Annotated in this window: 26 protein-coding genes and 1 pseudogene; 14 read left to right on the forward strand and 13 right to left on the reverse strand. The window is 65.6% G+C overall.

The annotated features are described in order from the left end of the window. The first annotated feature begins 299 nt into the window (after nt 1-299). The 4 genes from cpaB to ABIG06_RS12310 are packed head-to-tail and all read left to right on the forward strand — an operon-like array spanning nt 300 to nt 4,723. Entirely contained in the window at nt 300-1,118 is an 819-nt protein-coding gene (gene cpaB, locus ABIG06_RS12295) for a Flp pilus assembly protein CpaB (protein ID WP_370136781.1), read from the forward strand. A gap of 10 nt (nt 1,119-1,128) precedes the next feature. Continuing rightward, nucleotides 1,129-2,646, forward strand: coding sequence for a type II and III secretion system protein family protein (locus ABIG06_RS12300; protein WP_370136784.1), 1,518 nt, complete (start codon nt 1,129-1,131; stop codon nt 2,644-2,646). A gap of 56 nt (nt 2,647-2,702) precedes the next feature. Then, nucleotides 2,703-3,437, forward strand: coding sequence for a CpaD family pilus assembly protein (locus ABIG06_RS12305; RefSeq protein ID WP_370136786.1), 735 nt, complete (start codon nt 2,703-2,705; stop codon nt 3,435-3,437). After that, nucleotides 3,434-4,723 (forward strand): AAA family ATPase, encoded by a 1,290-nt coding sequence (locus ABIG06_RS12310; protein ID WP_370136787.1) that lies wholly within the window; start codon nt 3,434-3,436, stop codon nt 4,721-4,723. The genes ABIG06_RS12305 and ABIG06_RS12310 overlap by 4 nt, the downstream gene beginning before the upstream one ends. 76 nt (nt 4,724-4,799) lie before the next feature. On the opposite strand, the gene ABIG06_RS12315 is transcribed toward ABIG06_RS12310, so the two are convergent. Further along, nucleotides 4,800-5,570 carry a tetratricopeptide repeat protein gene (locus tag ABIG06_RS12315; RefSeq protein ID WP_124162024.1) on the reverse strand — a complete coding sequence of 257 codons (771 nt, stop codon included), beginning with the start codon at nt 5,568-5,570 and terminating at the stop codon, nt 4,800-4,802. A gap of 79 nt (nt 5,571-5,649) precedes the next feature. Beyond that, nucleotides 5,650-5,895, reverse strand: coding sequence for a PilZ domain-containing protein (locus ABIG06_RS12320; RefSeq protein ID WP_124162023.1), 246 nt, complete (start codon nt 5,893-5,895; stop codon nt 5,650-5,652). A gap of 229 nt (nt 5,896-6,124) precedes the next feature. Here ABIG06_RS12320 and ABIG06_RS12325 point away from each other — a divergent pair. From ABIG06_RS12325 to ABIG06_RS12345, 5 genes and pseudogenes are all read left to right on the forward strand, one after another. Continuing rightward, nucleotides 6,125-7,664, forward strand: a pseudogene (locus ABIG06_RS12325) (YifB family Mg chelatase-like AAA ATPase). Nucleotides 7,665-7,774: 110 nt separating this feature from the next. Further along, the gene (locus tag ABIG06_RS12330) at nt 7,775-8,242 is read left to right on the forward strand and encodes a hypothetical protein (RefSeq protein ID WP_370136790.1); all 468 of its coding nucleotides are present in this window, start codon (nt 7,775-7,777) and stop codon (nt 8,240-8,242) included. 123 nt (nt 8,243-8,365) lie between these two features. Next, nucleotides 8,366-10,609: a PAS domain-containing hybrid sensor histidine kinase/response regulator gene (locus tag ABIG06_RS12335; protein ID WP_370136792.1), complete on the forward strand. Its 2,244-nt coding sequence runs from the start codon at nt 8,366-8,368 to the stop codon at nt 10,607-10,609. A gap of 83 nt (nt 10,610-10,692) precedes the next feature. Continuing rightward, a complete protein-coding gene (locus ABIG06_RS12340) occupies nt 10,693-11,322 on the forward strand; it encodes a histidine phosphatase family protein (protein WP_370136793.1) in 630 nt (209 codons plus the stop codon). A gap of 123 nt (nt 11,323-11,445) precedes the next feature. Continuing rightward, entirely contained in the window at nt 11,446-12,471 is a 1,026-nt protein-coding gene (locus ABIG06_RS12345) for an AI-2E family transporter (RefSeq protein ID WP_370136795.1), read from the forward strand. 67 nt (nt 12,472-12,538) lie between these two features. On the opposite strand, the gene ABIG06_RS12350 is transcribed toward ABIG06_RS12345, so the two are convergent. From ABIG06_RS12350 to hisB, 8 genes are all read right to left on the reverse strand, one after another. Continuing rightward, entirely contained in the window at nt 12,539-12,778 is a 240-nt protein-coding gene (locus ABIG06_RS12350) for a hypothetical protein (RefSeq protein WP_124162018.1), read from the reverse strand. 104 nt (nt 12,779-12,882) lie between these two features. Next, a complete protein-coding gene (gene coaA, locus ABIG06_RS12355) occupies nt 12,883-13,839 on the reverse strand; it encodes a type I pantothenate kinase (RefSeq protein ID WP_061880030.1) in 957 nt (318 codons plus the stop codon). 82 nt (nt 13,840-13,921) lie between these two features. Next, entirely contained in the window at nt 13,922-14,245 is a 324-nt protein-coding gene (locus ABIG06_RS12360; protein WP_124162017.1) for a phosphoribosyl-ATP diphosphatase, read from the reverse strand. Nucleotides 14,246-14,323: 78 nt separating this feature from the next. Then, complete coding sequence (gene hisF / locus ABIG06_RS12365) at nt 14,324-15,097, reverse strand: imidazole glycerol phosphate synthase subunit HisF (RefSeq protein WP_061023640.1); 774 nt, start codon at nt 15,095-15,097, stop codon at nt 14,324-14,326. Between the two features lie 3 nt (nt 15,098-15,100). After that, on the reverse strand, nt 15,101-15,838 hold the full coding sequence (gene hisA, locus ABIG06_RS12370; protein WP_370136797.1) for a 1-(5-phosphoribosyl)-5-[(5-phosphoribosylamino)methylideneamino]imidazole-4-carboxamide isomerase: 738 nt from the start codon (nt 15,836-15,838) through the stop codon (nt 15,101-15,103). Continuing rightward, the gene (gene hisH, locus ABIG06_RS12375; protein ID WP_370136798.1) at nt 15,835-16,485 is read right to left on the reverse strand and encodes an imidazole glycerol phosphate synthase subunit HisH; all 651 of its coding nucleotides are present in this window, start codon (nt 16,483-16,485) and stop codon (nt 15,835-15,837) included. The genes hisA and hisH overlap by 4 nt, the downstream gene beginning before the upstream one ends. Next, nucleotides 16,482-17,012 (reverse strand): DUF2628 domain-containing protein, encoded by a 531-nt coding sequence (locus ABIG06_RS12380; protein ID WP_370136800.1) that lies wholly within the window; start codon nt 17,010-17,012, stop codon nt 16,482-16,484. The genes hisH and ABIG06_RS12380 overlap by 4 nt, the downstream gene beginning before the upstream one ends. 65 nt (nt 17,013-17,077) lie before the next feature. Then, nucleotides 17,078-17,671: an imidazoleglycerol-phosphate dehydratase HisB gene (gene hisB / locus ABIG06_RS12385; RefSeq protein ID WP_370136802.1), complete on the reverse strand. Its 594-nt coding sequence runs from the start codon at nt 17,669-17,671 to the stop codon at nt 17,078-17,080. A 193-nt stretch (nt 17,672-17,864) separates the two neighbouring features. Here hisB and hslV point away from each other — a divergent pair, with 193 nt between their 5' ends. The 5 genes from hslV to ABIG06_RS12410 all read left to right on the forward strand — a co-directional run bounded on the left by hslV (nt 17,865) and on the right by ABIG06_RS12410 (nt 22,198). Continuing rightward, nucleotides 17,865-18,425, forward strand: coding sequence for an ATP-dependent protease subunit HslV (gene hslV / locus ABIG06_RS12390; protein ID WP_370136804.1), 561 nt, complete (start codon nt 17,865-17,867; stop codon nt 18,423-18,425). 3 nt (nt 18,426-18,428) lie between these two features. Beyond that, nucleotides 18,429-18,911 carry a GNAT family N-acetyltransferase gene (locus tag ABIG06_RS12395; RefSeq protein ID WP_370136806.1) on the forward strand — a complete coding sequence of 161 codons (483 nt, stop codon included), beginning with the start codon at nt 18,429-18,431 and terminating at the stop codon, nt 18,909-18,911. After that, nucleotides 18,908-19,525 carry a DUF2585 domain-containing protein gene (locus ABIG06_RS12400; protein WP_370136807.1) on the forward strand — a complete coding sequence of 206 codons (618 nt, stop codon included), beginning with the start codon at nt 18,908-18,910 and terminating at the stop codon, nt 19,523-19,525. Before ABIG06_RS12395 ends, ABIG06_RS12400 begins: the two co-directional genes overlap by 4 nt. Before the next feature lie 52 nt (nt 19,526-19,577). Further along, nucleotides 19,578-20,882 (forward strand): ATP-dependent protease ATPase subunit HslU, encoded by a 1,305-nt coding sequence (gene hslU / locus ABIG06_RS12405; RefSeq protein WP_370136809.1) that lies wholly within the window; start codon nt 19,578-19,580, stop codon nt 20,880-20,882. Between the two features lie 191 nt (nt 20,883-21,073). After that, nucleotides 21,074-22,198 carry a hypothetical protein gene (locus ABIG06_RS12410; protein WP_370136811.1) on the forward strand — a complete coding sequence of 375 codons (1,125 nt, stop codon included), beginning with the start codon at nt 21,074-21,076 and terminating at the stop codon, nt 22,196-22,198. On the opposite strand, the gene ABIG06_RS12415 is transcribed toward ABIG06_RS12410, so the two are convergent. The 3 genes from ABIG06_RS12415 to ABIG06_RS12425 are packed head-to-tail and all read right to left on the reverse strand — an operon-like array spanning nt 22,195 to nt 25,026. Beyond that, complete coding sequence (locus ABIG06_RS12415) at nt 22,195-22,785, reverse strand: Smr/MutS family protein (RefSeq protein ID WP_370136813.1); 591 nt, start codon at nt 22,783-22,785, stop codon at nt 22,195-22,197. The genes ABIG06_RS12410 and ABIG06_RS12415 overlap by 4 nt on opposite strands. Continuing rightward, the gene (locus ABIG06_RS12420; protein ID WP_370136815.1) at nt 22,782-24,341 is read right to left on the reverse strand and encodes a murein transglycosylase A; all 1,560 of its coding nucleotides are present in this window, start codon (nt 24,339-24,341) and stop codon (nt 22,782-22,784) included. Before ABIG06_RS12420 ends, ABIG06_RS12415 begins: the two co-directional genes overlap by 4 nt. Next, on the reverse strand, nt 24,319-25,026 hold the full coding sequence (locus ABIG06_RS12425) for a Tim44/TimA family putative adaptor protein (RefSeq protein ID WP_124162006.1): 708 nt from the start codon (nt 25,024-25,026) through the stop codon (nt 24,319-24,321). Before ABIG06_RS12425 ends, ABIG06_RS12420 begins: the two co-directional genes overlap by 23 nt. Between the last annotated feature and the right edge of the window lie 202 nt (nt 25,027-25,228).

Genomic DNA, 25,228 nt, shown 5'->3' on the forward strand with positions numbered 1-25,228 from the left:
GACACCGATGTTGCGGGGAGCGTGGCTGCGATCCGTTGGCACCCATCACGCGCGCATCGCTAACCGCGCGTTCACCATGAAGCCGCCCGCGTTCGTTCGAGCGCAGGGGTGCGCTTACGTGAAACTACGGAGCCGCTGGCGGATCGAATAACGCCACGTTCACCATCTGCCGAAAACCAGCGTCGCGGGCGGTCATCGCATTCGGCCTCGCAACACCCCTTATACTTTTGCTCCCTACTCATCGACGCGGGGGAACACGCAAGGTGCGGTTCGAGTGCCCCGCGTAAGAGTAGAGGCGCATGAACACCGCACGCATCGTCGTTCTCGTCATCGCGCTGGGCGCCGGCGGCGTCGCTGCGTATCTGGCGAGCGGCTTCGACAACAAGCCCGCGCCTGCCCTTCCCGTCGCCGAGAAGCTGCCGACGGTCGAGGTGCTCGTCGCGAAGAACGATATCCAGCTCGGCCAGGCCGTAAAGCCCGACGACCTGCAATGGCAGGCCTGGCCGGCCGCCACTGCCAGCAGCGCCTTCATCCGCCGCGACGGCAGGCCCGACGCGCAGACCCAGATCGCCGGCTCGATCGCACGCGTGCCGTTGATGCAGGGCGAGCCGATCCGCGAGCAGAAGCTGGTCAAGGCCGAAGGCTCCGGCTTCATGGCCGCGATCCTGCCGTCCGGGATGCGCGCCGTCTCCACCGAGATTTCAGCCGAAACGGGAGCCGGCGGCTTCATCCTTCCGAATGACCGCGTCGACATCGTCCTGACCCGCCGCCTGAAGAATCCCGACGGCAACAACGACGGCCCGACCGGCGGCAACGACCTCGTCCTGTCCGAGGTCATTCTCATGAACATCCGCGTGCTCGCGATCGACCAGGCGCCGAAGGAAAAGGACGGCCAGAACGCCGTGATCGGCAAGACCGTCACGCTCGAGCTCAGGCCCGACCAGGTCGCAGTACTTTCGGCCGCACGCCAGGGCGGCACGCTGACGCTCGCGCTGCGCAGCATCGTCGATGCCAATGCCATCGACGGCACGCCCGAGGACCAGGCGATCAAGCGCCCGGGCGGCGTGAACGTGATTCGTTACGGCGTGCAGGCACGACAACTGACGTCACAGAAGTGATGGGGATAGCATGAGCTACGGGGGCGATCGGACGGGCCTGCGCATTCGGGGGAAGCGCGCGCGCTCGTTCCTGGCGGGGACGATGTTGATGCTGGGGCTGCTCGCAGCCTCCGAGGCCGTCAGCGCCGCGGATGCGCCGGTCGGCGACCAGACGCCGATGCAAGCGCCTGACCTCGGCGTGTCGCCGGTCTCGACCGTCGCGCCCGCGAGAACGCGATTCCTGTCGCTCGGCGTCGGCAAGTCGGTCGTCATCGACCTGCCGCGCGAGGTCAAGGACGTACTCGTGGCCGACCCCAAGATCGCCAACGCGGTGATCCGCTCGGCGCAGCGCGCCTATATCATCGGCGGCCAGGTCGGCCAGACCAACGTCGTGTTCTTCACCGCCGACGGCCAGCAGGTCGCCTCCTACGACATCGCCGTGAAGCGCGATCTCAACGGCATGCGCGCGGCGCTGCGCCAGTCCTTGCCGGGCGTGCAGATCGAAGGCGTCGGCGACAGCGTGATGCTGACCGGCTCGGTGTCGAGCCCGGTCGAGGCCCAGCAGGCCGGCGACGTCGCCGCCAAGCTCGTCGGCGGCTCGGACAAGATCGTCAACAACATCGTCGTGCGCGGCCGCGACCAGGTGATGCTCAAGGTCGTGGTCGGCGAAGTGCGCCGCGACATCGTCAAGCAGCTCGGCGTCGATCTCAGCGCCAGCCTGAATGCCGGCACCGCGGTGGTGAATTTCAACAACTCCAACCCGTTCTCGGTCTCCGGCGGCCCGCTCGTCAGCAGCAACGGACTCGGTGTCACCGGACTCGCGAAAGGCGTGGCCACGGTCAACGCCACGATGCGCGCGATGGAAAGCGCCGGCGTGATGCGGACCCTGGCCGAGCCCAGCCTGACGGCGATCTCCGGCGAGTCCGCCACTTTCATTGCCGGCGGCGAATTCCCGATCCCTGCCGGCTATTCCTGCGATCCGGTCACCCATGTCTGCACCACCCAGATCACCTACAAGAAGTTCGGCATCTCCCTGAACTTCACGCCGGTCGTGCTCAGCGAGGGACGTATCAGCCTGCGCGTGATGACCGAAGTCTCGGAGCTGTCGAGTCAGAACGCCATCTCCGTGACGCAAGCGGTGTCCGCGGGCCAGACCAGCTCGATCACCATCCCGTCGATCCAGACCCGCCGCGCCGAGACCACGCTGGAGATTCCCTCGGGCGGCTCGATGGCGATGGCCGGCCTGATCCAGCAGCAGACCAAGCAGGCGATCAACGGCCTGCCCGGCGTCGACCAGCTGCCGATCATCGGCGCGCTGTTCCGCAGCCAGGACTTCGTCAACAACGAGACCGAGCTGATGGTGATCGTGACGCCCTATGTGGTGCGCGCGGTCGCCCAGAAGGAATTGTCGCGGCCCGACGACGGCTTTGCGCCGGCCTCGGATGCGCAGACGGCGCTGCTCGGCCGCATGAACCGCCTCTACGGCATCGCGCGCCGCGTCGATCCGATCGGCGGCACGCCGGGTGATTTCGGCTTCATCATCGACTGAGACGAACGCGCGGCGTGGGGACCGGTGCAGGAATTGGGGCAGCAGGGGATGAGGCGATGACGAAGACGACAGCCAATCGACGTCGCAATCTGCGCGTGGTGCTGGCACTGGCGGGGATCTCCGTCATGCTGGGCGCCTGCAACACCACCGGCGAGATCGTCACCCAGACGGTGCCGACCGATTATCGCCAGCGTCACCCGATCGCAGTGCAGGAGGGCAAGCGCTCGATCGTGATCTTCGTCGGCAAGGCGAGAGGCGGCCTCTCGCCGGCGCAGCATTCGGACGTCGCGGGCATCGCGCGGGACTGGACGCGCGAAGGCACCGGCTCCGTCATCGTGGACGTGCCTGTCGACACCGCCAATTCGCGCGCGGCAGCCGCGACCTACCAGGAGATCCGGTCCGTGCTCGCGTCCGGCGGCGTGCCGTCGCGTGCCATCGTCCAGCATCCCTATCGCCCTGAGGATCCCGGGCTGCTGCCCACCATCCGCCTGAGTTACTCGAAAATCGCGGCGGTCGCCGGCCCCTGCGGACTGTGGCCGGAAGACATCGGCCCCTCGATCCTCGATCCCGGCTACAACGAGAACCGGCCCTATTTCAATCTGGGCTGCGCCAGCCAGCGCAATCTCGCGGCCATGATCGACAACCCGGCCGATCTCGAGCAGCCGCGCGCCGAAACGCCGGCCTATACCGCACGGCGCAACATCGCGTTCGAACGCTATCGCAAGGGCACGACGACCGCGACTCCCTACCCCGAATCCGACAAGGCCAAACTCAGCGACACCGGCAAATGACAAGCTTCGACCACGAAGAAGCGGACGATCCGCGGCACCCCGAGGAACACATTGCACCGGTTCCTCGCATTTCCGTGCAAGCCTTTTGCGAGACCGAGCAGACGCTCAAGGCGGTGTCCGCGGCGGGCGAGGATCGCCGGCTCGCCAAGGCCCACCTCACCGTCAAGGACGGTGGCCTCGCCGCGGCCATCGAGGTCTATGAATCGATGCCGACGCCGAACGTCATCGTCATCGAGTCCGACGGCACGCGCGACATCCTCGAGGGCCTGGACGACCTCGCCGGCGTCTGCGATCCCGGCACCCGCGTGGTCGTGATCGGCAGCCCCAGCGACACCGCGCCCTATCGCGAGCTGGTGCGCCGCGGCGTCAACGACTACGTGGTCGGCCCGGTCGAAACCCTCGACGTGGTCCGCTCAATCTGCAGCCTGTTCTCGGCCTCCGAGGCCATCATCACCGGGCGCGTCATCGCCGTGGTCGGCGCCAAGGGCGGCGTCGGTGCGTCCACCGTCGCGCACAATGTGGCCTGGACCATCGCCCGAGACCTCGCGCTCGATTCCGTCGTGATCGATCTCGACCTCGCCTTCGGCACGGCGGGCCTCGACTACAACCAGGATCCGATACAGGGCATCGCCAATGCGGTGCTGTCGCAGGACCGGCCGGACACGGCACTGATGGAGCGCCTGCTCGCCAAATGCACCGATCGCCTCAGCCTGCTGGCGGCGCCGGCTACGCTCGACCGCGTCTACGATTTCGGTGCCGAAGCTTTCGATGCGGTGTTCGACACGCTGCGCATGACCACGCCCTGCATCGTGCTCGACGTTCCCCATCAATGGTCCGGCTGGACGCGGCGCGCGCTGGTGAACGCCGACGACATCGTGATCGTGGCCGAGCCCGATCTCGCCAACTTGCGCAACACCAAGAACATGCTGACCGTGCTGAAAGCGGCACGCCCCAACGATCGCCCGCCGCTGTACTGCCTCAACCAGGTCGGCATGCACAAGCGCGCGGAGATCGAGGTCAAGGCGTTCGCCAAGACCATGGAGAGCCAGCCGATCGCGGTGATCCCGTTCGATTCGAAACTGTTCTCGACCGCAGCCAATAACGGCCAGATGATCGCCGAGGTCTCCAGGACCCACCGCACCACCCTTCTGTTCCAGAACATGGCGAACCGCCTCGCCGGCCGCGGCGAGGTGAAGAAGCCGAAGCGCTCGCTGCTCGAGCCGCTGTTGAAGAAGCTCAAGGGCAGGCCGGGGCGCGGGTCAGCCCCGCATCGCAAGGCGTCGTAGCGGCAGGCGCCTTTTCGCGCGAAGCGGATCCCGGTTCGCGTCACGACGCGTCGAAACAGGAACCTGGAAAGGGCGGCTACTTGTCCGCCCGCTGCTGCTTCTTCGCCAGCAGCTGCCGCAGCGCCGCGACCTTTTCCGCCGCCTGATCGGGCGGCAAATCGGCCTTCACGAGTATTTCGGCTTCGGACTCGCGGCCCTGCAATCCCAGCACGAGCGCGAGATTGGCGCGGACCCGCGCATCGTTCTGATTGCCCTGGTAAGCGCGGCCGAGCACCTGTTCGGCCTTCGGCAGATTGTTTTGCAGCATATAGGACAGACCGAGATTGGACAGCACGGTCGGCTCGTTCGGCACGATCTTCAACGCCGCGGCGTAATATTGCTGCGCCTCCTCGTTGCGGCCGAGCTGATCGAGCGCGGCGCCCTGCGCCGACAGGATGCGCCAGTCCGGATCCTCAGGCGAATGCGCGCGGCCGAGGACGTCGAAGGCTTGCTGGAAATTGCCGTTGTCGGCGAGCGCTCGGCCATAGCCGGCGAGCAGCGCCTTGTTGCTGGGATGGCCGAGCACGGCCTGCTCCAGCACTGCGACGGCCTGTGCGCGCTGACCGGTCTCGCGCAGCGCCTTGCCGTAGGCGAGCGCAACGCCGGGATCGCCGGGCCTGGCGCGATAGCGCTCGCGCAAGGCGGCCATATCCGGCTTGGCGTCAGCTTTGCTGGCCGGTTCCGATCTGACGCCGAGCGCGCCGGTCACGTCTTCGATGCCGGCGGTCTGGCAGCCGCCGAGGCCGAGCACCAGGAACGCGGGAAGCAGGAATCTCGCCGGTGAGGCGAGCAACGAACGCTTGGACATACTCTGATCACTCGGCAACTGATCAGAGATGCTGACCCATTAACGCTAAAGTCCCGTTAAAGAGCGCGGCCCTTGCGGCCTAGTCGACGAACTCGGCGCCGAACTCGCAGCCGATGCGCCAGCGCAGGCGACATTGGCGGGAATAGTCGGGCGCGAAGATGATGGTGAATTCCGGCGGCACTTCCAAGAATTCCGCCACCACTTTCACACCGCCGTCCGAAATATCCGTGATCGTGCAGTCCCGCGGCAGCGAGCCCGCGCCAAGATGAATCTTGGCGAGCCGGCTGCATACCCGACGTTCGCTTCTCCGGCGATTTGCAAGCATCTTGCTTCTTCACTTGTTAGATCACGGCCCATCCCGCAGCCTCAGAAGTAATGGACATTCGTTGGAATGTGCTGAGGACAGAAGGGAGCTTTTGAGACGTAGTCTCCGTGTCGCGTTTACGACTGGTTAGGACTGGCGCGGGCGCCGGGGAATGTTCCCGTATTGTTCTTGCGCAGGCGGCCGCGCTCTGCTACCCCTAATTGCGCGAAAGGGGCAGGCTGGTTCGAGCATGGTTCAGCGGGTTTCTACCGTCGCCTTTGAGGGGATCGAGGCCCGCGCGGTCGACGTGCAGGTGCAGGTCGCCCCCGGCCTGCCGGCCTTCGCCATTGTCGGCCTGCCGGACAAGGCGGTGTCCGAGGCGCGCGAACGGGTGCGCTCGGCGCTGATCGCCTCGGGACTGGCGCTGCCGGCGCGGCGGATCATCGTCAATCTGGCGCCGGCCGACGTCCCGAAGGAAGGCAGCCATTACGACCTGCCGATCGCGCTCGGGCTGATGGCGGCGATCGGCGCGATCCCGCCGGATGCGCTGACCGGCTTCACCGTTCTCGGCGAGCTCGGCCTCGACGGCTCGATCGCCCCAGTGGCCGGCGTTCTTCCCGCCGCGATCGGCGCCAATATGCGCGAGGAAGGGCTGATCTGCCCGGCGGCCTGCGGCTCCGAAGCGGCCTGGGCGAGCCCCGACATCCAGATCATCGCAGCGAGTTCGCTGATCCAGATCGCCAATCACTTCAAGGGCACGCAGGTGCTGTCGCGGCCCTCGCCGAAGGTGCACGAGGCCGCCGCCTCCACGCTCGACCTGCGCGACATCAAGGGCCAGGAAAGCGCCAAGCGCGCGCTGGAGATCGCGGCCGCTGGCGGGCATCATTTGCTCATGGTCGGTGCGCCCGGCGCCGGCAAATCGATGCTGGCCGCGCGCCTGCCCTCGATCCTGCCGCCGTTGTCGCCGGGCGAGCTGCTCGAGGTCTCGATGATCGCGTCCGTCGCCGGCGAGATCGAGGGCGGTGCGCTGACGGCGCGGCGCCCGTTCCGCTCGCCGCATCATTCCGCCAGCATGGCCGCGCTCACCGGCGGCGGCATGCGCGCCAGGCCCGGCGAGATCTCGCTGGCGCATCAGGGCGTGCTGTTCCTCGACGAGCTGCCGGAGTTCGATCCGCGCGTGCTGGATTCGCTGCGCCAGCCGCTGGAGAACGGCGAGGTCGCGGTGTCGCGCGCCAATCACCGCGTCACCTACCCTGCCCGCTTCATGCTGGTCGCGGCGATGAATCCCTGCCGCTGCGGCAATGCGTTCGAGCCCGGCTATGCCTGCAAGCGCGGCCGCATCGACCGCTGCACCGGCGACTACCAGGCGCGCATCTCCGGTCCCCTCATGGACCGCATCGATCTGCGCATCGAGGTGCCGGCCGTGACCGCGGCGGACCTGATCCTGCCGCCGCCGGCGGAGGGATCGGCCGAGGTCGCCGCACGCGTGGCGGCGGCGCGCGACATCCAGCTCGCGCGCTATGCGGATGCCGGCCTGCCAAAGGTCCGCACCAATGCCGAGGCGCCCGCCTCCGTGCTGGAGGAAATCGCAAAGCCGGATGCGCAAGGCGCCAAGCTGCTGCGGGATGCCGCCGAGACCATGCGGCTGTCGGCGCGCGGCTATCACCGCGTGCTGGCGGGTGGCGCGCACGCTCGCCGACCTCGACCACGCCGACAAGATCGGCCGGCTGCATCTGGCCGAAGCGCTGTCCTACCGCGCACTCGCGGAGGATGTGCGGCAGATGGCGTGATCGCGCCCTCGCATCAACCCGGCGGTAACGACTTTCCTTTACGCTCTGCAAACCATAAGGCCCGCGCGTTTCGGTTGTGAGTTCCAGAAGGGCCCGGCGAGTAGAGTGTCATGTTGCGTTTCAAGATCCTGGCCTCGGTTGTTCCCCTGCTGGCGGCTGCGGTGTTCGCCCGTGCCGAGATCGGATCGGTCTCGCATCCCTGCATCGCGCTCAGTGACACCTCGGTCGAGCTCACATCCCTGTTCTGGACCGCCAACGTGCATGTCGCCTTCACCGACGATCCCGCGCGGGCCACGGTGCGGGTCCAGATCACCGATGACGCGGACGCCGCCGACTTCACCGTGGTGGACGACGGCCTCGGCTCCGAGCCGGACTCCTGCCAGGCCAGCCCGGCGACACGGCTGATCTCGATCGCCGCGCAGCCGGTCGACGGCGGGCCGGTGGTCTATCTCTCCAGCGATGGACCGGCGGATTACCGCATCTATGTGCGCTCGAAGACGTTCTCGCAGCGCGAGGCGGCGGCCCTGATCGTGGGTGCCCGCGGCGGCCACCGCCAGCTCCAGGCCGCCTCGCTCTGAGCCGTTAACACCTCGTCAACCCTGTTTGGAGGCAGAACCAGGGCCTCAAGCTGTTCGCAAGGTCGGCGGGCCATGGTCGCACGCGGCGGCGGGGCCTCGAGCAAGAGAGTCGGGTCGGTGGTGATGGGTCGGACGTTCCGGATCAAAGTACGCATGCGCCGCTTCAAGCGGCAGCACCCCCGCATTGCCTTCGCGGTCCGCTCCTTCATGATCTTCTCGGCGACCTTCGGCGGCGCCTATGGTTTCGTGTCCGGCAGCCGGTCCGAGAATTCCGGCTACGATCCCCACGCCTTTGCGATCGGCGCGAGCTTCCTGTTCGCGCTCGCCTGCCTCGGCCTTGCGACGCTGAGCATGCGCCTGCGCTTCGTGGGCAAGCGGCTGCGCACGCTCGCCGTCCACAATGAGGCGTTGATCGACCGCAATTGGGAGCTGAAGGAAGCGGAAGAGCGCGCCCGCAGCCTGTTCGAACAGCAGGGTGACCTCATCGTGCTGCGCGATACCGAGGGCCGCATCACCTTTGCCAACGACGCCTATTGCGCACTCGCAGGACAGGCGCGCAGCGCGCTGATCGGCACGCGCTTCGATTTCGACGTGCTGGAGCAGGGCGACAATGCCCGCGAGAGCAACGGCACGCGCATCCACGACCAGAAGATCGCAACCCCGCTCGGGCCGCGCTGGATCGCCTGGCGCGAAGGCTATGTCCGGCTCGATGCCGGACAGCCCGCCGAGCTGCAGAGCGTCGGACGCGACGTCACCGACCGCACCGAGACCGAACGCGCCTTGTCCGACGCGCGCGACCAGGCCGATGCCGCCAACCGCGCCAAGTCGCGCTTCCTCGCGATGGCCTCGCACGAGATCCGAACGCCGCTCAACGGCATCATCGGCATGGGCGGCCTCCTGCTCGACACCAATCTGACGCCGGAGCAGGCGACCTATGCCAGGGCGGTGAAGACCTCGGGCGAAGCCTTGATGGCGCTGATCGAGGAATTGCTGGACTATTCCAAGATCGAAGCCGGCAAGCTCGACCTCGATCAGCGTCCTTTCGCGCTCTCGACCCTGGTCGAGGAGATCACCGAGCTGCTCGCGCCGCGCGCGCAGGCGAAGACGCTCGAGATCGCCGCCTATGTCGACGAGCGCCTGCCGCTCGAGGTGCTCGGCGACGCCGCGCGGCTGCGGCAGGTGCTGCTCAACCTCGCCGGCAACGCCATCAAGTTCACGAGCAACGGCGGCGTTGCACTGATCGTCGAGCCCGGCATCTGGCCGAACGAGATCAGCTTCCTGGTCCGCGATACCGGCATCGGCATCGCAGCCGAAGCCCAGCAGCGCATCTTCCGCGAGTTCGAGCAGGCCGACGAGCGCGTTGCCCGCACCTATGGCGGCACCGGACTCGGCCTTGCCATCAGCGAACGCATCGTCAAGCGCATGGGCGGCCGGATCACGCTCACGAGCGAGCCGGGCAGGGGCTCGACCTTCGAGGTCGCAGTGCCGCTTCCGCCGTCGCAGGCCGGCGCCGGACAGACGGCATTTCCGAGCCCCGATCTCACCGGCAAGTCGATGCTCCTCGTCGCCGACGGCCTCGAGGCCTCGTTGATCGCGCGGCGCCTCGAGCGCTGGGGCGGTCAGACCTGCCTGGTTGCGGATGCGGCGGTCGCCGAAGCGCTGCTGCCGGAACGCTCATGGCACGCGGTGCTGATCGATCGCGCGATCGGCCCTGCCATTGCCGACCATCTGGGTGAAGCGGCCCGCGCGCATGCCTTGCAGCGCCTCGTGCTGCTGACGTCGAGCTCGCGCCACGAGAAGCTGTCGCCGGCCTTCACCGGCTTCCTGATGAAGCCGCTGCGGGCGGCCTCGCTCGCCGCACGCCTCGCCCTGACGCCGGAGGTCGCCTCGCCCGATCTCGCGCCGGAGCCGCCGGCTGCATCCGCCGGCCCAGCGCCGGCGAAGGGCCTGTCGATCCTCGTCGCCGAAGACAACGAGATCAACGCATTGTTGATGCGCTCGCTGCTGACCAAGCTCGGCCACCGCGTCGTCATCGCCGTCCACGGCGAGGCCGCGCTGGAATCCTGGCTCGCCGCCTCATCCGCCGGCACGCCCTACGATCTCGTGCTGATGGACATTCAGATGCCGCAGCTCGACGGCATCGAGGCGACGAAACGCATCCGCGCCCAAGAGGCCGCCACGGGTGGTCCCCACACGCCGATCCTGGCGCTCACCGCCAACACGCTGGTGGAGGATCGCTATGCCTGCTTCGAGGCGGGCATGAACGGATTTCTGATCAAGCCGCTCGACCGGGAGAAGCTCGACGAGGCGCTGGCCGGGCTGGCCGCATCCCGGCATCTGGCCGTGGCGAATCCTGCGGGAACCTGATCCCGCCCGGCAATCGCGAATTGAAATCGAGCGCGTTGCGCGTCACCATCCTCCGGGGGCCTTTGCAAGAGAGGGTTTTGCGCATGAACGTGCTTTGCCGCCTCGCACTTATTGCTCTCCTCGCTGGAATCTCCCGACCCGCCGCAGCCGATACGCCGGAACTCATCTCCTCGCTCAAGCGAGGCGGCTACGTCCTGATCTTCCGGCACACCGCGACCGACGACAGCCAGAAGGACGTCTACCCGTTCAAGTTCGACGACATGAGCGCCCAGCGTCAGCTCAGTGACAAGGGCAGGGACATGGCGCGTCAGATCGGGGCAGCGATCAGGGAGCATGCGATCCCGATCGGCGATGTCTACACCAGCAGGCTGAACCGCGCGGTCGAGGCCGGCAAGCTCATCTCCAGCCATGAGGTCAAGCCGGTCGATGCGCTCACGGACAGCAGCAATGCCAGCGCATCGGGAATGGCAAACCCGACCGGCGCCAATGCAAAGGCCGGACAGGCCGTGCGTCAGCTCGTCGATGCGCCGCCGAAGGCAGGCACCAACACGTTCCTGGTCACCCACAAGACGAACATCGCCGATGCCTTCGGCAAGGAGGCCGGCGACGTCCAGGAAGGCGAGGCCTTCGTCTACAAGGCCAATGGCTCCGGCCCCGCCACCTTCGCGGGGCGCATCAAGCTTGCGGACTGGAACGCGAAAGCAGGCAGGTGAGGGGCCCGGCATCCAGCCGTGACTTGCCGCTCCGCCACGATGTTGTGATACGGAGGACTCGTGACGAGCGACTGAAAGGCTGGCGAATACGTGAGAACATCAGAAGACCGTTCATTCCTCATCTTGCTTGCCGCGATCTCCGTTGTGTTCGGGTGGGTGCTTTGGCCATTCTCCGGCGCATTGTTGTGGGCCATCCTGCTGGCCATCATCTTCGCACCGCTCTATCGGCGCGCCCTGGAAACCGTCCCGGGAAAGCCCAACCTCGCCGCATTGTTCACTGTCGTCGTCGTGATCGTCATGGTCCTGATCCCGGTGGCGGTCGTCATCGCTTCGCTCGTCGACCAGGGCGGGGAGCTGTATCAGCGCGTTCAGAGCGGAGAGATCAGTTTCGCTCATCCCCTGGAGAAATTGAGATCCGCACTGCCTGGCTGGGCTGCTTCGCTGTCAGATCGCCTGGCCCGCATGGATCTTTCGGCCCTGAAGGAACGCCTGTCGGGCCTGGTCGTCCCAGCCGGCCAACAGCTGGCCGGGCATGCGATCAACATCGGCCAGCTGACGCTGGAGTTCGTCGCAAGCCTGCTCGTGATGCTGTACCTGCTGTTCTTCCTCCTGCGCGACGGTGAGGAGCTCAGCGCACGCATTCGCGACGCACTCCCGCTGCGCCCGAGCCAGACCGCCGAGCTTCTCGATGCGTTCACCCTGGCGGTTCGCGGAACCATCAAAGGGATCGTTCTCGTCGCGCTGATACAGGGGGCGCTTGGCGGGCTCATCTTCTGGCTGCTCGGCCTGACTGCGCCGCTGCTGGCGGGCGCGCTGATGGCGCTGGTTTCGCTGCTGCCCGTGCTGGGCTCCGCCCTGATTTGGGTCCCGGCCGCGATTTATTTGCTCGTGGCGGGCGCAGTCACGAAGGGCCTCATTCTGCTCGCTTTCGGCACCTTCGTGATTGGCCTCGCGGACAATTTTCTCCGCCCGATCCTGGTCGGCCAGTCGATCCAGATGCCGAGCTATGTTGTGCTGCTTGCCACCCTGGGCGGCCTTGCGACCTTCGGAGCGAACGGCTTCGTCATCGGCCCGCTCGTCGCCGCGATGTTTCTGACGACCTGGCACATCTTCGTCGTCTCGAAGACGCAACAGGGGGTCCGAAAATGATCGTCATTCCGGGCCTCGAGCGGGCGATGGGCGCCAGCGGGGCTTGGAATCCGGCCGACCCGGAATGTTATGCAGCATAAGAGATAAACCGCGGCGCAGACAGCTTTTCGGGCGGCGCCTGGCTTCCCCGGAAGATGGTGTCTGCCTTGGCCGCGCGCTTGCAATGCGGGCACACGAAGAGATGTGCGATGACCGGCGTCGGCTCGTCCGCGAGCAGCTCGGAGCGGAACCACTTCATCTCGACATGGCAGTCGGGACAGATCGGAGCTTCGAGCTGCTCCGCAGCGCTTCTGAGACGATCAACCATGGTGCCTTTCCGCCGCTTCCAAATGAATAGCGGAATACCCCTTGTTGGTCTGCAACAAAAGATACCTATCGCGCGAACCGGCCAGCGCCTCGTTCAAGGCGCCATCATAGCCGCCTCAGCGCCACGCTCTCCACCGTGTGGTCGGCGCCCTTCTTCAGGATCAGCGTCGCCCGGGGGCGGGTCGGCAGGATGTTGTCCTCGAGATTGGCGAGGTTGGTGCGTTCCCAGATCGCGATCGCGGTGGCGGTGGCTTCCTCGTCCGACAGCAGCGCATAGCGGTTGAAGTAGGATCTTGGATTGGTGAATGCGGTATCGCGTAGCGCCAGGAAGCGCTTGATGTACCATTGCCGCAGCGCCGCTTCGTCGGCGTCGATGTAGACCGAGAAGTCGAAGAAGTCGGACACGACAGGCACCGCCTTGCCGTCACGCGGCAGCTTGCCGGTCTGCAGCACGTTGACGCCCTCGACGATCAGGATGTCGGGCTGGTCGATCTCGGCCCACTGGTTCGGCACGATGTCGTAGGTCAGATGCGAATAGACCGGCGCGCGCACGTGGCGGCGGCCGGCCTTGATGTCGGAGAGAAAGCTGAGCAAAAGCGGCAGATCGTAGCTCTCCGGAAAACCCTTCTTCTGCATCATGCCGTGCCGCTCGAGCACCGCGTTGGGATAGAGAAATCCGTCAGTGGTGATCAGTTCGACCTTCGGCCGCGGCGACCAGCGCGCCAGCAGCGCCTGAAGAACGCGTGCCGTGGTGGATTTCCCGACCGCAACCGAGCCGGCGACGCCGATGATGTAGGGGACCTTGCGATCCCTGATGTTGAGGAACTGGCGCTCTGCGTAATACAGGCGCTGCATGGCGTCGACATAGATCGACAAAAGGCGCGACAGCGGCAGATAAATGTCCTCGACTTCCTGGAGATCGAGGCGGTCGTGCAGCGAGCGCAGCCGGTCGAATTCACCCGGCTCGAGCGTCATCGGCGTATCGTCGCGGAGGCGCGCCCACTGCTCGCGCGTATAGACGCGATACGGATTATACTGCTGCTCGGGTGCGCGGATATCCATAACGCCGCCTTTCCGTTGCCCTAGAGCATGATCCGGAAAAGCGTGAGCGGTTTTCCGAAACGATCATGCTCAAACAATAACCTCAATCGCTTTTGCGCGACGCCTTTTCTTCCAACCCTGACATCGAGGTCCGCTTGCCCAGAGCGGCCTCGACCTCTTCCAGCTTTATGCCGCGAGCCTTCAAGAGCACAAGGAAATGATAGAGCAGATCGGCACTTTCAGCGATCAGATGCGCGCGATCGTTTTCGACTGCAGCGATTACGGTTTCGACTGCTTCCTCGCCGAACTTCTTGGCGCAATGCTCGGCGCCCTTGTCGAGGAGCTTGCGGGTATAGGATGCTTCGCCACCGGAGGCCGCGCGGGCGTCGATGGTCTCGGCCAGATCGTGGATCGTGAAACGCGGCATCGGACTTTACTCAGAAACACACAGGACCATGAACGGCCATCCGGTCCGCCAATCTAGCATTCTTATGGACCGGAGTCGTCAGGCATCGAGGCGCATCGGCAATCCGCGCCGCGCCATGTGCTCCTTGGCTTCGCGGATGGTGAATTCCCCGAAATGGAAGATCGAGGCGGCCAGCACGGCCGTGGCGTGGCCGTCGCGGATACCGTCGACGAGATGGTCGAGATTGCCGACGCCGCCCGAGGCGATCACGGGAACGGGAATACTGTCGGCGATCGCACGGGTCAGCGGAATGTCGAAACCCTGCCGCGTGCCGTCGCGATCCATCGAGGTGAGCAGGATTTCGCCGGCCCCGAGCGAGACCACTTCCTGAGCATATTCGATCGCATCGATGCCGGTGGAGTTGCGCCCGCCATGGGTGAAAATCTCCCAGCGGTCGCCGCCCGGGCGCTTGACGCGCTTGGCGTCGATCGCGACCACCACGCACTGCTCCCCGAATTTTTCGGCAGCTTCCTTGACGAACTCGCGCCGCGCCACCGCGGCGCTGTTGATCGAGACCTTGTCGGCACCGGCGCGCAGCAGCGTCTTGATGTCGTTGACCTCGCGCACGCCGCCGCCGACGGTTACCGGCATGAAGCAGGCTTCCGCCGTGCGCCGGACCACGTCCAGCATGATGCCACGGTTCTCATGGGTCGCGGTGATATCGAGGAAAGTGAGCTCGTCGGCGCCGGCGGCGTCATAGGCGATCGCGGCCTCGACGGGATCGCCGGCATCCCTGAGATCGACGAAGTTGACGCCCTTGACGACTCGGCCGTCCTTGACGTCGAGGCAGGGGATCACGCGCACCTTGAACATGTGTCAGCTCCTGCGCGCGTCGCGGATCAAAGTGAGGGCGGCGGCGGGATCGAGCCGGCCGTCGTAGAGCGCACGGCCGGCGATCGCACCGGCGAGCTTTTCTGCCCGCGGCGCCAGCATCGCCTTGACGTCCTCGATCGAGGCGAGGCCGCCGGAAGCGATCACGGGAATGGAGATGGCGTCGGCCAGCGCAATGGTCGCCTCGAGGTTCAGACCCTTGAGCAGGCCGTCGCGCGCGATGTCGGTGAAGATGATGGCGGCGACGCCGGCATCCTCGAAACGCTTTGCGATCTCGAGCACCGTAACTTGCGAGGTCTCTGCCCAGCCTTCGACCGCGACCTTGCCATCACGCGCGTCGAGCCCGACTGCGACGCGGCCGGGGAATGTTTTCGCGGCCGACTTCACCAGCTCGGGATCGCGCACCGCGGCGGTGCCGATGATGACGCGGGTGATGCCCTTGTCGAGCCAGGCTTCGACGGTGGCGAGATCGCGGATGCCGCCGCCGAGCTGCACCGGGATCTTGATCGTCTTCAGCATCGCCTCGACGGCCTGCGCGTTGACAGGCTTGCCGGCAAAGGCGCCGTCGAGATCGACGACGTGGAGATACTCGAAGCCCTGCTCCGCAAAGCTCTGCGCCTGCGCGGCCGGATTGAGGTTGAACACGGTCGCGCGCGCCATGTCGCCTTGCTCGAGACGAACGCACTGGCCGTTCTTGAGGTCGATCGCGGGAAAGAGGATCACGGCTTCCATCGCAAAAAGTTCGAGATCAGGGCCAAACCAAAGCGCTGGCTCTTCTCGGGGTGGAATTGGGTCCCGATCGCGGTGTCCTTCGCGACGATCGCCGTGACGGGCCCACCGTAATCGGCGCGTGCGAGCACGTCCGCCTCGTTGGCGGCATTGAGGTGATAGGAGTGCACGAAATAGGCATGCTGGCCCTTTGGGCCGAGCGGCAGCTTGTTCAGCACCGGATGTTCCTGCAGCACGTCGAGCGTATTCCAGCCCATGTGCGGGATCTTGAGGTTTTCGTCGCGCGGCGTGATCTTCTCGACGTCGCCGCCGATCCAGTTCAGGCCTTCGGTGATGACGTGTTCCTTGCCGCGGCTCGCCATCAGCTGCATGCCGACGCAGATGCCGAAGAACGGCCGCGCCTTGACGCGCACCGCTTCGGTGATCGCCTCGACCATGCCGTTGACCGCATCGAGCCCGCGACGGCAATCGGCGAAGGCGCCGACGCCCGGCAGCACCAGGCGGTCAGCCTCGTAGGCCTGGTCCGGATCACTGGTGACGAAGACCTTTTGCGGGCTCTCCAGGCTGCGCGCAGCGCGCTCGAACGCCTTGGCGGCGGAATGCAGATTGCCGGAACCGTAATCGATGATGGCGACGCTCATCTTGACCCTCCCGGTTCTGGAAACAATCCAATGATGCCGCCGGCCGGAATCGGCGGCGGGTTCGAGAACTGCTGGCCCGGCACGCCGCGGGTGGGCGGCGGACCGCCGCGATCGACGGCCCATTGATCGTTGACGATGCCGTGCTGCTTCTGGCTCCAGCGCTCGAAGAAGCGGCGCTCGGCGGTGTCACCGTTGTCGGCAACCACCACGTCGAGCTGCCGCCATTTGCCGCGCGACAACGTCCAGCGGCGCAGGCTCGAGGCCTCGAAACCCATCAGCAGCGCGACGACGAGATTGGCAAAGACGATCGAGCTGCGGCCGACACCGAGGCTGGACAGCCCCGCGCTGAACGCGGCCGTGAACAGCACCCAGCCGATCAGCGCCAGCCACAGCCGATTCCACAGCAGCCAGAACGGGCCGAAGATCATTGCCCAGAAATGGAAGCCGTCGCGCACGAAGACGAACTTGTCGGTCGCGCGCAGATCGGCTCCTGCGGGTGAGGGAGCGTGAACTGTGTAGACAGGCATGGTGATGCCCCGTTCTTCGAATTCAGTGATGCCGCCGGCAGCGTTTTGCCACCGAGACGAAGATGTCAGCCGCCGAGCGAGCCCTTGGTGGACGGGATTTCGCCCGCCGCCTTCGGATCGATCGCGACCGCCGCCCGCAGCGCCCGCGCCAGACCCTTGAAGCAGGACTCGGCGATATGGTGGCTGTTATCGCCATATAGGGTCTCGACGTGGAGAGTCACGCCGGCGTTGATGGCGAAGGCCTGGAACCACTCGCGCACCAGCTCGGTGTCGAACTCGCCGATCTTGTCGCGGGGAAACTCGACCTTGAACACCAGGAACGGGCGGCCCGAGATGTCGATGACCACGCGCGAGAGCGTCTCGTCCATGGGCATGTGCACGCCGGCATAGCGGGTGATGCCCGCCATGTTGCCGAGCGCCTGCCTGACCCCCTGGCCTAGCGCGATGCCGGTGTCTTCGGTGGTATGGTGATGATCAATGTGCAGGTCGCCCACCGCCTTGACCGTGAGGTCGATGCGGGAATGGCGGGCGAGGAGATCGAGCATATGGTCGAAAAAGCCGATGCCGGTCGCGATATTGGACACGCCGGTGCCATCGAGGTTCACGGAGACCTCGATGTCGGTTTCCTTGGTCTTGCGCTTGATCGTCGCGGTGCGCATTGAAAGCTGGCTTTCATCCTAGCTAGGAGCCGAAAACGGCGGTCTTTTAACAGCCAAATGACGCCTTCGCTACTGCGGGAACGCTCCGGCAGGCCAGCACTTCCGCCTATGGTGAGCGGAATCTAGGGCCGGAACGGCCCGTTGTGCCCTTAGCTCCGACCGCCTAAATCAAGCCGGACAACGAGGATCATCCATGCAGGCTTCCCAGAATAGCTCGCCGGTCTGGCACGGCACCACGATCTTGACGGTCCGCAAGGGCGGCAAGGTGGTGGTCGGCGGCGACGGCCAGGTCTCGATCGGCCAGACCGTGATCAAGTCCAACGCCAAGAAGGTCCGCAAGCTCGGCAAGGGCGACGTCATCGGTGGCTTTGCCGGCGCGACGGCCGACGCCTTCACACTGTTCGAGCGGCTGGAAGCCAAACTCGAGCAATATCCGGGACAGCTGACCCGGGCCGCGGTCGAGCTCGCCAAGGACTGGCGCACCGACCGCTACCTAAGGCGGCTGGAGGCCATGATGATCGTCGCCGACAGGGACGTCTCCCTGGTGCTGACAGGCACCGGCGACGTGCTCGAGCCGGAGGCCGGCGTGATGGCGATCGGCTCCGGCGGCAACTATGCCCTTGCGGCGGCACGGGCCCTGCTCGACACCGACAAGGACGCCGAGACCATCGTCCGCCGCTCCCTCGACATCGCTGCCGACATCTGCGTCTACACCAACCGGAATCTGACGATCGAGAGCCTGGCCACGGGGTAGGTAATGGCGCCTGCCTACGACTTCCGCCCGATGACCATGGCCGACATGCCGCTGATCCGGCGCTGGCTGGACGCCCCGCATGTCGCCGAGTGGTGGCATGATCCCGAGACGCTGGAATTCGTCGGCGGCGACCTCGACCATCCCGACCTGGCTCAGTTCATTGTCAGCCTTGACGGCCGGTCTTTCGCCTATCTGCAGTGCTACCAGCTCGGCGATTGGCATGTCAGCTTCGGCCCGCAGCCCGTGGGCACTCGCGGCCTCGATCAGTTCATCGGCGAGGCTGACATGCTCGGATGCGGCCACGGCTCCGCTTTCATCCGCGCCTTCATCGACCAGCTCTTCGCGCGCGGTGTGCCGCGCATCGTGATAGACCCGAGTCCTTCCAATGCGCGCGCGATTCGTGCCTATGAGAAAGCTGGTTTCGTGCCGCAGCGCGAGATCGTCACGCCCGACGGTCCCGCACTCCTGATGATCCGAGAGCCATGACGCTTGCCGCAACTCCCACCGTCAAGACCGCGTTTCCGGCACTCGGCTGGGTCGGCATCGCGCTGCTGCTGCTCGCGCTGCAAGCCGCGATCCTGCTTGCGATGGGACGCGTGCCGGTCTGCGCCTGCGGCACGATCAAGCTGTGGCACGGCGTGGTGAACAGCTCGGAGAATTCTCAGCAGATCGCGGACTGGTACACGTTCTCACACGTCCTGCACGGCTTCCTGTTCTACGGCCTGACCTGGCTGCTGTTCGCGCGGTTACCCTTCCTGCCTCTCTCCTGGCCGGCACGGCTGATCATCGCGATGCTGATCGAGGGCGCCTGGGAAATCGTCGAGAACTCGCCGTTCATCATCGAGCGCTATCGCGCCGGCACGATCTCGCTGGATTATTACGGCGACAGCATCGTCAATTCGGTTTCGGACACGCTGTTCATGGTGCTCGGGTTCCTCGCCTCGCGCGTGCTGCCCGTCCCGGTCACTGTCCTGCTCGGCCTCGCCTTCGAGATCGTGCTGGCGCTCCATATTCGCGACAATCTGACGCTCAACATCCTGATGCTGATCCATCCGATCGAGAGCGTGAAACAATGGCAATCGGGCCCGCCGATCATCTGACGGCCAAAAAAGCGGCTTGTCCCGGCGTGCATCTGACCCTAGCTAAGCACACATGACAGACTTCTCTCCCCGCGAAATCGTTTCCGAACTCGACCGTTTCATCGTCGGCCAAGGCGACGCCAAGCGCGCCGTCTCGATCGCGCTGCGCAACCGCTGGCGCCGGCAGCAGCTCTCCGGCTCCTTGCGGGAGGAGGTTCTGCCGAAGAACATCCTGATGATCGGCCCCACCGGGGTCGGCAAGACGGAAATCGCGCGACGGCTCGCCAAGCTCGCGAACGCGCCGTTCTTGAAGGTGGAAGCCACGAAGTTCACCGAGGTCGGCTATGTCGGCCGCGACGTCGAGCAGATCGTGCGCGACCTCGTCGAGGTCGCGATCGCCCAGGTGCGCGAGAAGAAGCGCAAGGACGTGCAGGCGCGCGCCCAGCTCGCCGCCGAGGAGCGCGTGCTCGATGCGCTGGTCGGCGCCAATGCGAGCTCGGCGACGCGCGAATCCTTCCGCAAGAAGCTGCGCGCCGGCGAGCTCAACGACAAGGAGATCGAGATCGAGACGCAATCGTCCGGCGGCGGCATGCCGATGTTCGAGATCCCGGGCATGCCGGGTGCGCAGATGGGTGCGATCTCGCTCGGCGACATCTTCGGCAAGCTGGGGGGCCGCAGCAAGACACGGCGGCTGACGGTGGAGGGCTCGCATGAGATCCTCGTCAACGAGGAATCCGACAAGCTGCTGGACACCGAGCAGCTGACGCTGGAGGCGATCAGCGCGGTCGAGAACAACGGCATCGTGTTCCTCGACGAGATCGACAAGATCTGCGCCCGCGACGGCCGCGTCGGCGGCGACGTCTCGCGCGAGGGCGTGCAGCGCGATCTGCTGCCGCTGATCGAGGGCACCACGGTCTCGACCAAGCACGGCGCGGTGAAGACCGATCACATCCTGTTCATCGCCTCGGGCGCATTCCACGTCGCAAAGCCGTCCGACCTGCTGCCGGAATTGCAGGGCCGCCTGCCGATCCGCGTCGAATTGCAGGCGCTGACCCGCGACGACATGCGCCGCATCCTGACCGAGCCAGAGGCCTCGCTGATCAAGCAATATGTCGCGCTGATGCAGACCGAGGGCGTGACCCTCGATATCACCGACGGGGCGATCGACGCACTCGCCGACGTCGCGGTTGCCGTCAACTCCACGGTCGAGAACATCGGCGCGCGGCGGCTCCAGACCGTGATGGAGCGTGTGCTGGACGAGATCTCCTTCACCGCCCCCGACCGCAGCGGCGAGACGATCAAGGTGGATGCGGATTTCGTGCAGAAGCACGTCGGGGATCTCGCCAAGAACGCGGATCTGAGCCGGTTCATTTTGTAATTTTGATTCAGTCCGCTATCTATCCGCGGTCGTCCCTGCGAAGCAGGGACCCATAACCACCAGCGGTCCTTGTTGAAACAGATGGCGGCTCCGATCCCGGCACAAACGACCGCCTATGGTTATGGGTCCCGGGTCGCGCTTCGCTTGCCCGGGGCGACAGCGGAGGTCGCTCTCACCAGTTCGGGTGGGGCGTGACCGGGCGCATCCTGCAAAATCCCTGGCGTCTGCTGCTCGCGATCAACGCGGCCGTCATCATTGGCGTCTTCGTCCACAAGATCCAGCTGCCGCCTTACGTCCCCTACATCCACCTCCTGGTCGACTATCATTTCGGCTTCATCAAGCGCGCGCTGATCGGAGCGGTCGTCGCCCTCTTCACCGACAAGGTGCCGGTCTGGCTGGTGTTCGCGCTCGGCGGGACGACCTGGCTGGCGACATCAGCGCTTTACGCAAAACTGTTCCAGAAGACCTTCGGCTTCACCGCGAGGACGCTGCCGCTGTTCGTCTTCACCGCGGGCTCGCCGTCCTTCCTGAAGAACTTCATGCACACGCTCGGCCATTTCGACATCTATGGCTGCGCGCTGGCGATCATCCTGCTGCTGATGCCCGCGGGCTCGCTGCTGTTCGTTGCCACGGCCGCGCTGTTCTCGATCGTCCTCGTGCTGATCCATCACATTCATCTCTTGATGTATGTGCCGACGATCATCACCATCGTCGCGATCCGGCACTACCTGACCTACGGCAGCAACCGCAGCAACGTCGCTTTCGGCGCCGTTGCCGTGCTCATCATCTCCGCACTGTTCTTCGCGGCGCAATTCCTGGGAACGATGCCGATCCCCGAAGCGGATTTCGTGGCCTATCTGAAGAGCCGGATGGCCGATCCTGCGCGGATCGACCTGCTGCAATTTGCCTATATCTGGTACCAGCCGCTGGCGAAGGAGGTTGCCGACACCTGGGGCCGCCTGCCGCACAACATTCTCGGCGTGCCCGTGTTCGTCCTGCTGATCTGGCTGCACACGCCGTTGTGGCGCTATCTTGCGCGCCTGATCGGCGCACTCGCCAGCGAAACGCATCGCCGCCTCGTCGTCGCGGCGCTGATTGGAATCAGCCTCGCCTATGTCGTGATGTTCGCGATGGTGTTCGACTATTCGCGCTGGATCTCGAACTGGGCGGTCTGCATGTTCCTGATCCTGCATGCGGTGAAGATGCTACCGGCCAAGCAGGAGGCTGCGCTGATTCCGGCGGAGGATCAGAAGACAAACGTCTGCGGCTTGATCCTGACGCTGATCCCGCGCGTCGGAATCGTGCGGCCGTTCTAAGACCTCGCCCGCCTGATCCGTACATACAGCGCGCCCTCGCCGCCATGACCGATGGCGGCCTCTTCGAAGCCGACGACGAAGGCGCGGAATTCGGGCAGGCTGAGCCATTCCGGCACCTGGCGGCGGAGCACGCCGCTTTCGCCGCCGCTGCGGCCCTTGCCGGTGATGACGAGCACGAAGGTCAGGCCGTCCTGATGGGCGCGGTGCAGGAAGCCGGCCAGCGCGCGATGGGCGCGCATCTGGGTCATGCCGTGCAGGTCGAGCCGCGCCTCGATCTCGCTGCGGCCGCGCGACAGTTTTGTCCGCTCGCGCTTGCCAAGCGGCGCAAGGGGCGGAATGGACGGCTTCGCCACGCGCGGCGTCGGCGCGGCGGCGACGGGCCGCGGCGATGACGCCGGTCGCATGGCAGTCACGGCCGGTGACGATTCAGCGCGCGGCGCGGCATGCGCCTTCGGCACGCGGTACTTCCTCAGCGGCTTGACCTGCTTAGAAACGAGGTCCCACAGCTCGCGCTCCTCCTCGCTCAGCGCACGGCGGCGCGGCGAGGGGCGAGGCTCCAGCACGGGCGGACGGGACGATCGTTTCATTGCTGCCGATGAGGACGATTCTTCACCGGTCGACGCGGCTCAGCGGCAGGGTCGATCGCGGGACGCGGCACCGGTAGCGGAACGGGGCCGGCGATGGCAACCGTTTCGTTCTTGCCTTGCGCCGCTGCGGCAACAGGCGTGCCCGTCTTTGCCGGGTCGGTTTGCGTAAACAGCTTTGCGATCTTCTCCGAGGGCCTGGGGTCCGGTATCGGCAACTTCGCGGCGCGCGGGCCGGGATCGAGGCTCTTTGGCACCAGCATCACGAAACGCATGGGATGTCGCAGCCGCCCGGAAATACGGCCGGCCTCCTGGCCGGCGCCGAAAAACAGATCGGCGCGTGCGGGGCCGATGATGGCCGAACCGGTGTCCTGCGCGATCATCAGCCGGTGAAACGGCGTCTTGGCGCGTTCGGACTCGATCGGCAGCTCGCCCTCGATGAAGAACGGCGTGCCGTAGACATGCAGCGATTTGTCGACCGCGATCGAGCGGCCGGCGGTCAGCGGAATGCCTTGCGCGCCCACCGCCTCGTCCTTATCGGAGAGGTTGACCTCGCGGAAGAAGATGTAGGCACGGTTCGCGCGGCGCAGCTCCTTGGCGCCATCGGGATTCTGCGCCATCCACTCCCTGATCTTCTGCATCGACATCTCCTCTTTCGGGATGATGCCGCGCTCGATCAGGATACGGCCGACGGCCGTATAGGGGTAGCCGTTATAGGCGTCGTAATTGAGCCGAACCGAGCTGCCGTCCTCGAACTTGATGCGTGCCGATCCCTGGATCTGGGCGAACAGAAGATCGGTCGGATCCTTGAGCCAGGCGATCTCCAGTCCGCGGCCGGCGATCTTGCCGTCCTCGATCTCGCCGCGGTCGTAATAGGGCACGAGCTTGCGGCGGCCGATCTTGCGATAGACCGGGCCCTTGTTGGGCAGGCTGAGCGAATCCTGCTTGTAGCCGCGCACGAACAGATTCGACGGACGGCGATAGACCGGCACGTTGTAGACATCGGTTTGTGTGCGCGATCCCTCCAGCACCGGCTCGTAATAGCCGGTGACGAAACCGTCGGGCTCGCCGAGGCGCGAGATCCGCAGCGGCGTGAAATTCTCCTCGAAGAAGGTCTTCGCCTTGGCGTCGTCGGCGAGATCGAGCGTCTTGGCAGCCCGGCAAGGCTCGCTCAGCGATGTGCCCAAGGCCTTGGGTTCGAAGGCCTTGGGTTCGAAGGCCTTGGGCTCGGCCGCGCCGTTCTGCGCATTGACCGGCCGGCAGCTGGCGCGGAACGTCTTGTAGGCGGCAAGATGATTGTCGTCGTCCCAGCCCTTCACGTCGGCCCAGGCCAGCGGCAGATATTGCGCGCCGGGAATTTCGAACGGCAGGGAGAGCTGCGGATAGGGCAAGGCCCGCGGCGGGGCGGCCGGCAATTGCCGGGCGTGATGATGATGGCTGCGATGGTGGCGCCGCGCCGCCTCGGCACCGAGCGAAAACGACGAGAGCACGACGGCGCACGCGCAAAGCGCCGTCGCGCTGTTCTTCAGAAAGACCTTAGTTCGCGCTTCCGGTGCCAACCAGCTTCCAGTTCGGATCGCGAGAGGAGATGTCGCGGGCGAAAGTCCAGATGTCGGTGATGTCGGCGACCGTATCGGCGCTGCCGTCGACGATGTTGCCGGCCTTGTCGCGGGTGGCCGAGATCATCTGCGAAACGAAGCGCACGGTGAGCTGGGCGGTGCGGTCGCGCAGCTCGGCGCCGACGAGTTCGGCCTTGTCGATCGAGACGAAGCGCGTCTCGGTCTTCTGCTCGTTCTTCTCGCGTTCCTTGATCGCGGCATCGAAACTGTCATAGACGTCCGACGATAACAGATCGCGCAGCGCGCGGCGGTCGCCATTGGCGAAGGCCAGCACGATCATCTCGTAGGCGCCGCGGGCGCCCGAGATGAAATGGCGCGGATCGAAAGTGGAATCCTTCTCGAGGATGGCATCGAGGCCCTGCGCCAGCGCAGTGCCGGGTTCGGTCAACCCCTTCCAGCGATCGGAGGGCGGGGTCGGTTCGGCCGTCGGCGCCAGCGGGGCCTGGTCGATCACCTTGCCCGGCACGGTCACGACGTTGTTGTCCTGGGCACCTCCCAGCGCATTGCGGGCGGCGGTGCGGTCGAACGGCGGCCGCTCGTTGCCCGTGCGCTGCCCCAGCACGCTACGCAGTCTCAGAAAGATGAAGACTGCCAGCGCCAGGAATATGATGGTGTAGATGTCCACGTCGTATTCGCTTTCTGGTCTTTTCAGGGGTCGTTGCCGGGAAAATCAATCCGGCCAGTAGACCGTTCCCTACGGAAACGGCAAGTCTACATCACCATTTTGGATCCGCGTCCGGTCCGTGGGATGTAGGCACGAAATCTTGCCCGGCCAATGGCGCCTTTTGGCACAGTGCCAAGTGTAGCGCGTTTTATGCTTAAGGGGA

The organism is Bradyrhizobium sp. USDA 326 (assembly GCF_049739485.1).
Classification (GTDB): domain Bacteria; phylum Pseudomonadota; class Alphaproteobacteria; order Rhizobiales; family Xanthobacteraceae; genus Bradyrhizobium.

Bases quoted from the DNA above. Each gene is read 5' to 3' on its own strand.
- ABIG06_RS12315 (WP_124162024.1), bottom strand. From the start codon at position 5,570: ATGTCCAAGCGTTCGTTGCTCGCCTCACCGGCGAGATTCCTGCTTCCC.
- ABIG06_RS12330 (WP_370136790.1), top strand. From the start codon at position 7,775: ATGTTGCGTTTCAAGATCCTGGCCTCGGTTGTTCCCCTGCTGGCGGCT.
- ABIG06_RS12310 (WP_370136787.1), top strand. From the start codon at position 3,434: ATGACAAGCTTCGACCACGAAGAAGCGGACGATCCGCGGCACCCCGAG.
- ABIG06_RS12380 (WP_370136800.1), bottom strand. From the start codon at position 17,012: ATGCCTGTCTACACAGTTCACGCTCCCTCACCCGCAGGAGCCGATCTG.
- ABIG06_RS12335 (WP_370136792.1), top strand. From the start codon at position 8,366: ATGGGTCGGACGTTCCGGATCAAAGTACGCATGCGCCGCTTCAAGCGG.
- ABIG06_RS12320 (WP_124162023.1), bottom strand. From the start codon at position 5,895: ATGCTTGCAAATCGCCGGAGAAGCGAACGTCGGGTATGCAGCCGGCTC.
- ABIG06_RS12305 (WP_370136786.1), top strand. From the start codon at position 2,703: ATGACGAAGACGACAGCCAATCGACGTCGCAATCTGCGCGTGGTGCTG.
- ABIG06_RS12300 (WP_370136784.1), top strand. From the start codon at position 1,129: ATGAGCTACGGGGGCGATCGGACGGGCCTGCGCATTCGGGGGAAGCGC.
- hslV (WP_370136804.1), top strand. From the start codon at position 17,865: ATGCAGGCTTCCCAGAATAGCTCGCCGGTCTGGCACGGCACCACGATC.
- ABIG06_RS12340 (WP_370136793.1), top strand. From the start codon at position 10,693: ATGAACGTGCTTTGCCGCCTCGCACTTATTGCTCTCCTCGCTGGAATC.
- hisB (WP_370136802.1), bottom strand. From the start codon at position 17,671: ATGCGCACCGCGACGATCAAGCGCAAGACCAAGGAAACCGACATCGAG.
- coaA (WP_061880030.1), bottom strand. From the start codon at position 13,839: ATGGATATCCGCGCACCCGAGCAGCAGTATAATCCGTATCGCGTCTAT.
- ABIG06_RS12360 (WP_124162017.1), bottom strand. From the start codon at position 14,245: ATGCCGCGTTTCACGATCCACGATCTGGCCGAGACCATCGACGCCCGC.
- ABIG06_RS12400 (WP_370136807.1), top strand. From the start codon at position 18,908: ATGACGCTTGCCGCAACTCCCACCGTCAAGACCGCGTTTCCGGCACTC.
- cpaB (WP_370136781.1), top strand. From the start codon at position 300: ATGAACACCGCACGCATCGTCGTTCTCGTCATCGCGCTGGGCGCCGGC.
- hslU (WP_370136809.1), top strand. From the start codon at position 19,578: ATGACAGACTTCTCTCCCCGCGAAATCGTTTCCGAACTCGACCGTTTC.
- ABIG06_RS12415 (WP_370136813.1), bottom strand. From the start codon at position 22,785: ATGAAACGATCGTCCCGTCCGCCCGTGCTGGAGCCTCGCCCCTCGCCG.
- hisF (WP_061023640.1), bottom strand. From the start codon at position 15,097: ATGTTCAAGGTGCGCGTGATCCCCTGCCTCGACGTCAAGGACGGCCGA.
- hisH (WP_370136798.1), bottom strand. From the start codon at position 16,485: ATGAGCGTCGCCATCATCGATTACGGTTCCGGCAATCTGCATTCCGCC.
- ABIG06_RS12350 (WP_124162018.1), bottom strand. From the start codon at position 12,778: ATGGTTGATCGTCTCAGAAGCGCTGCGGAGCAGCTCGAAGCTCCGATC.
- ABIG06_RS12395 (WP_370136806.1), top strand. From the start codon at position 18,429: ATGGCGCCTGCCTACGACTTCCGCCCGATGACCATGGCCGACATGCCG.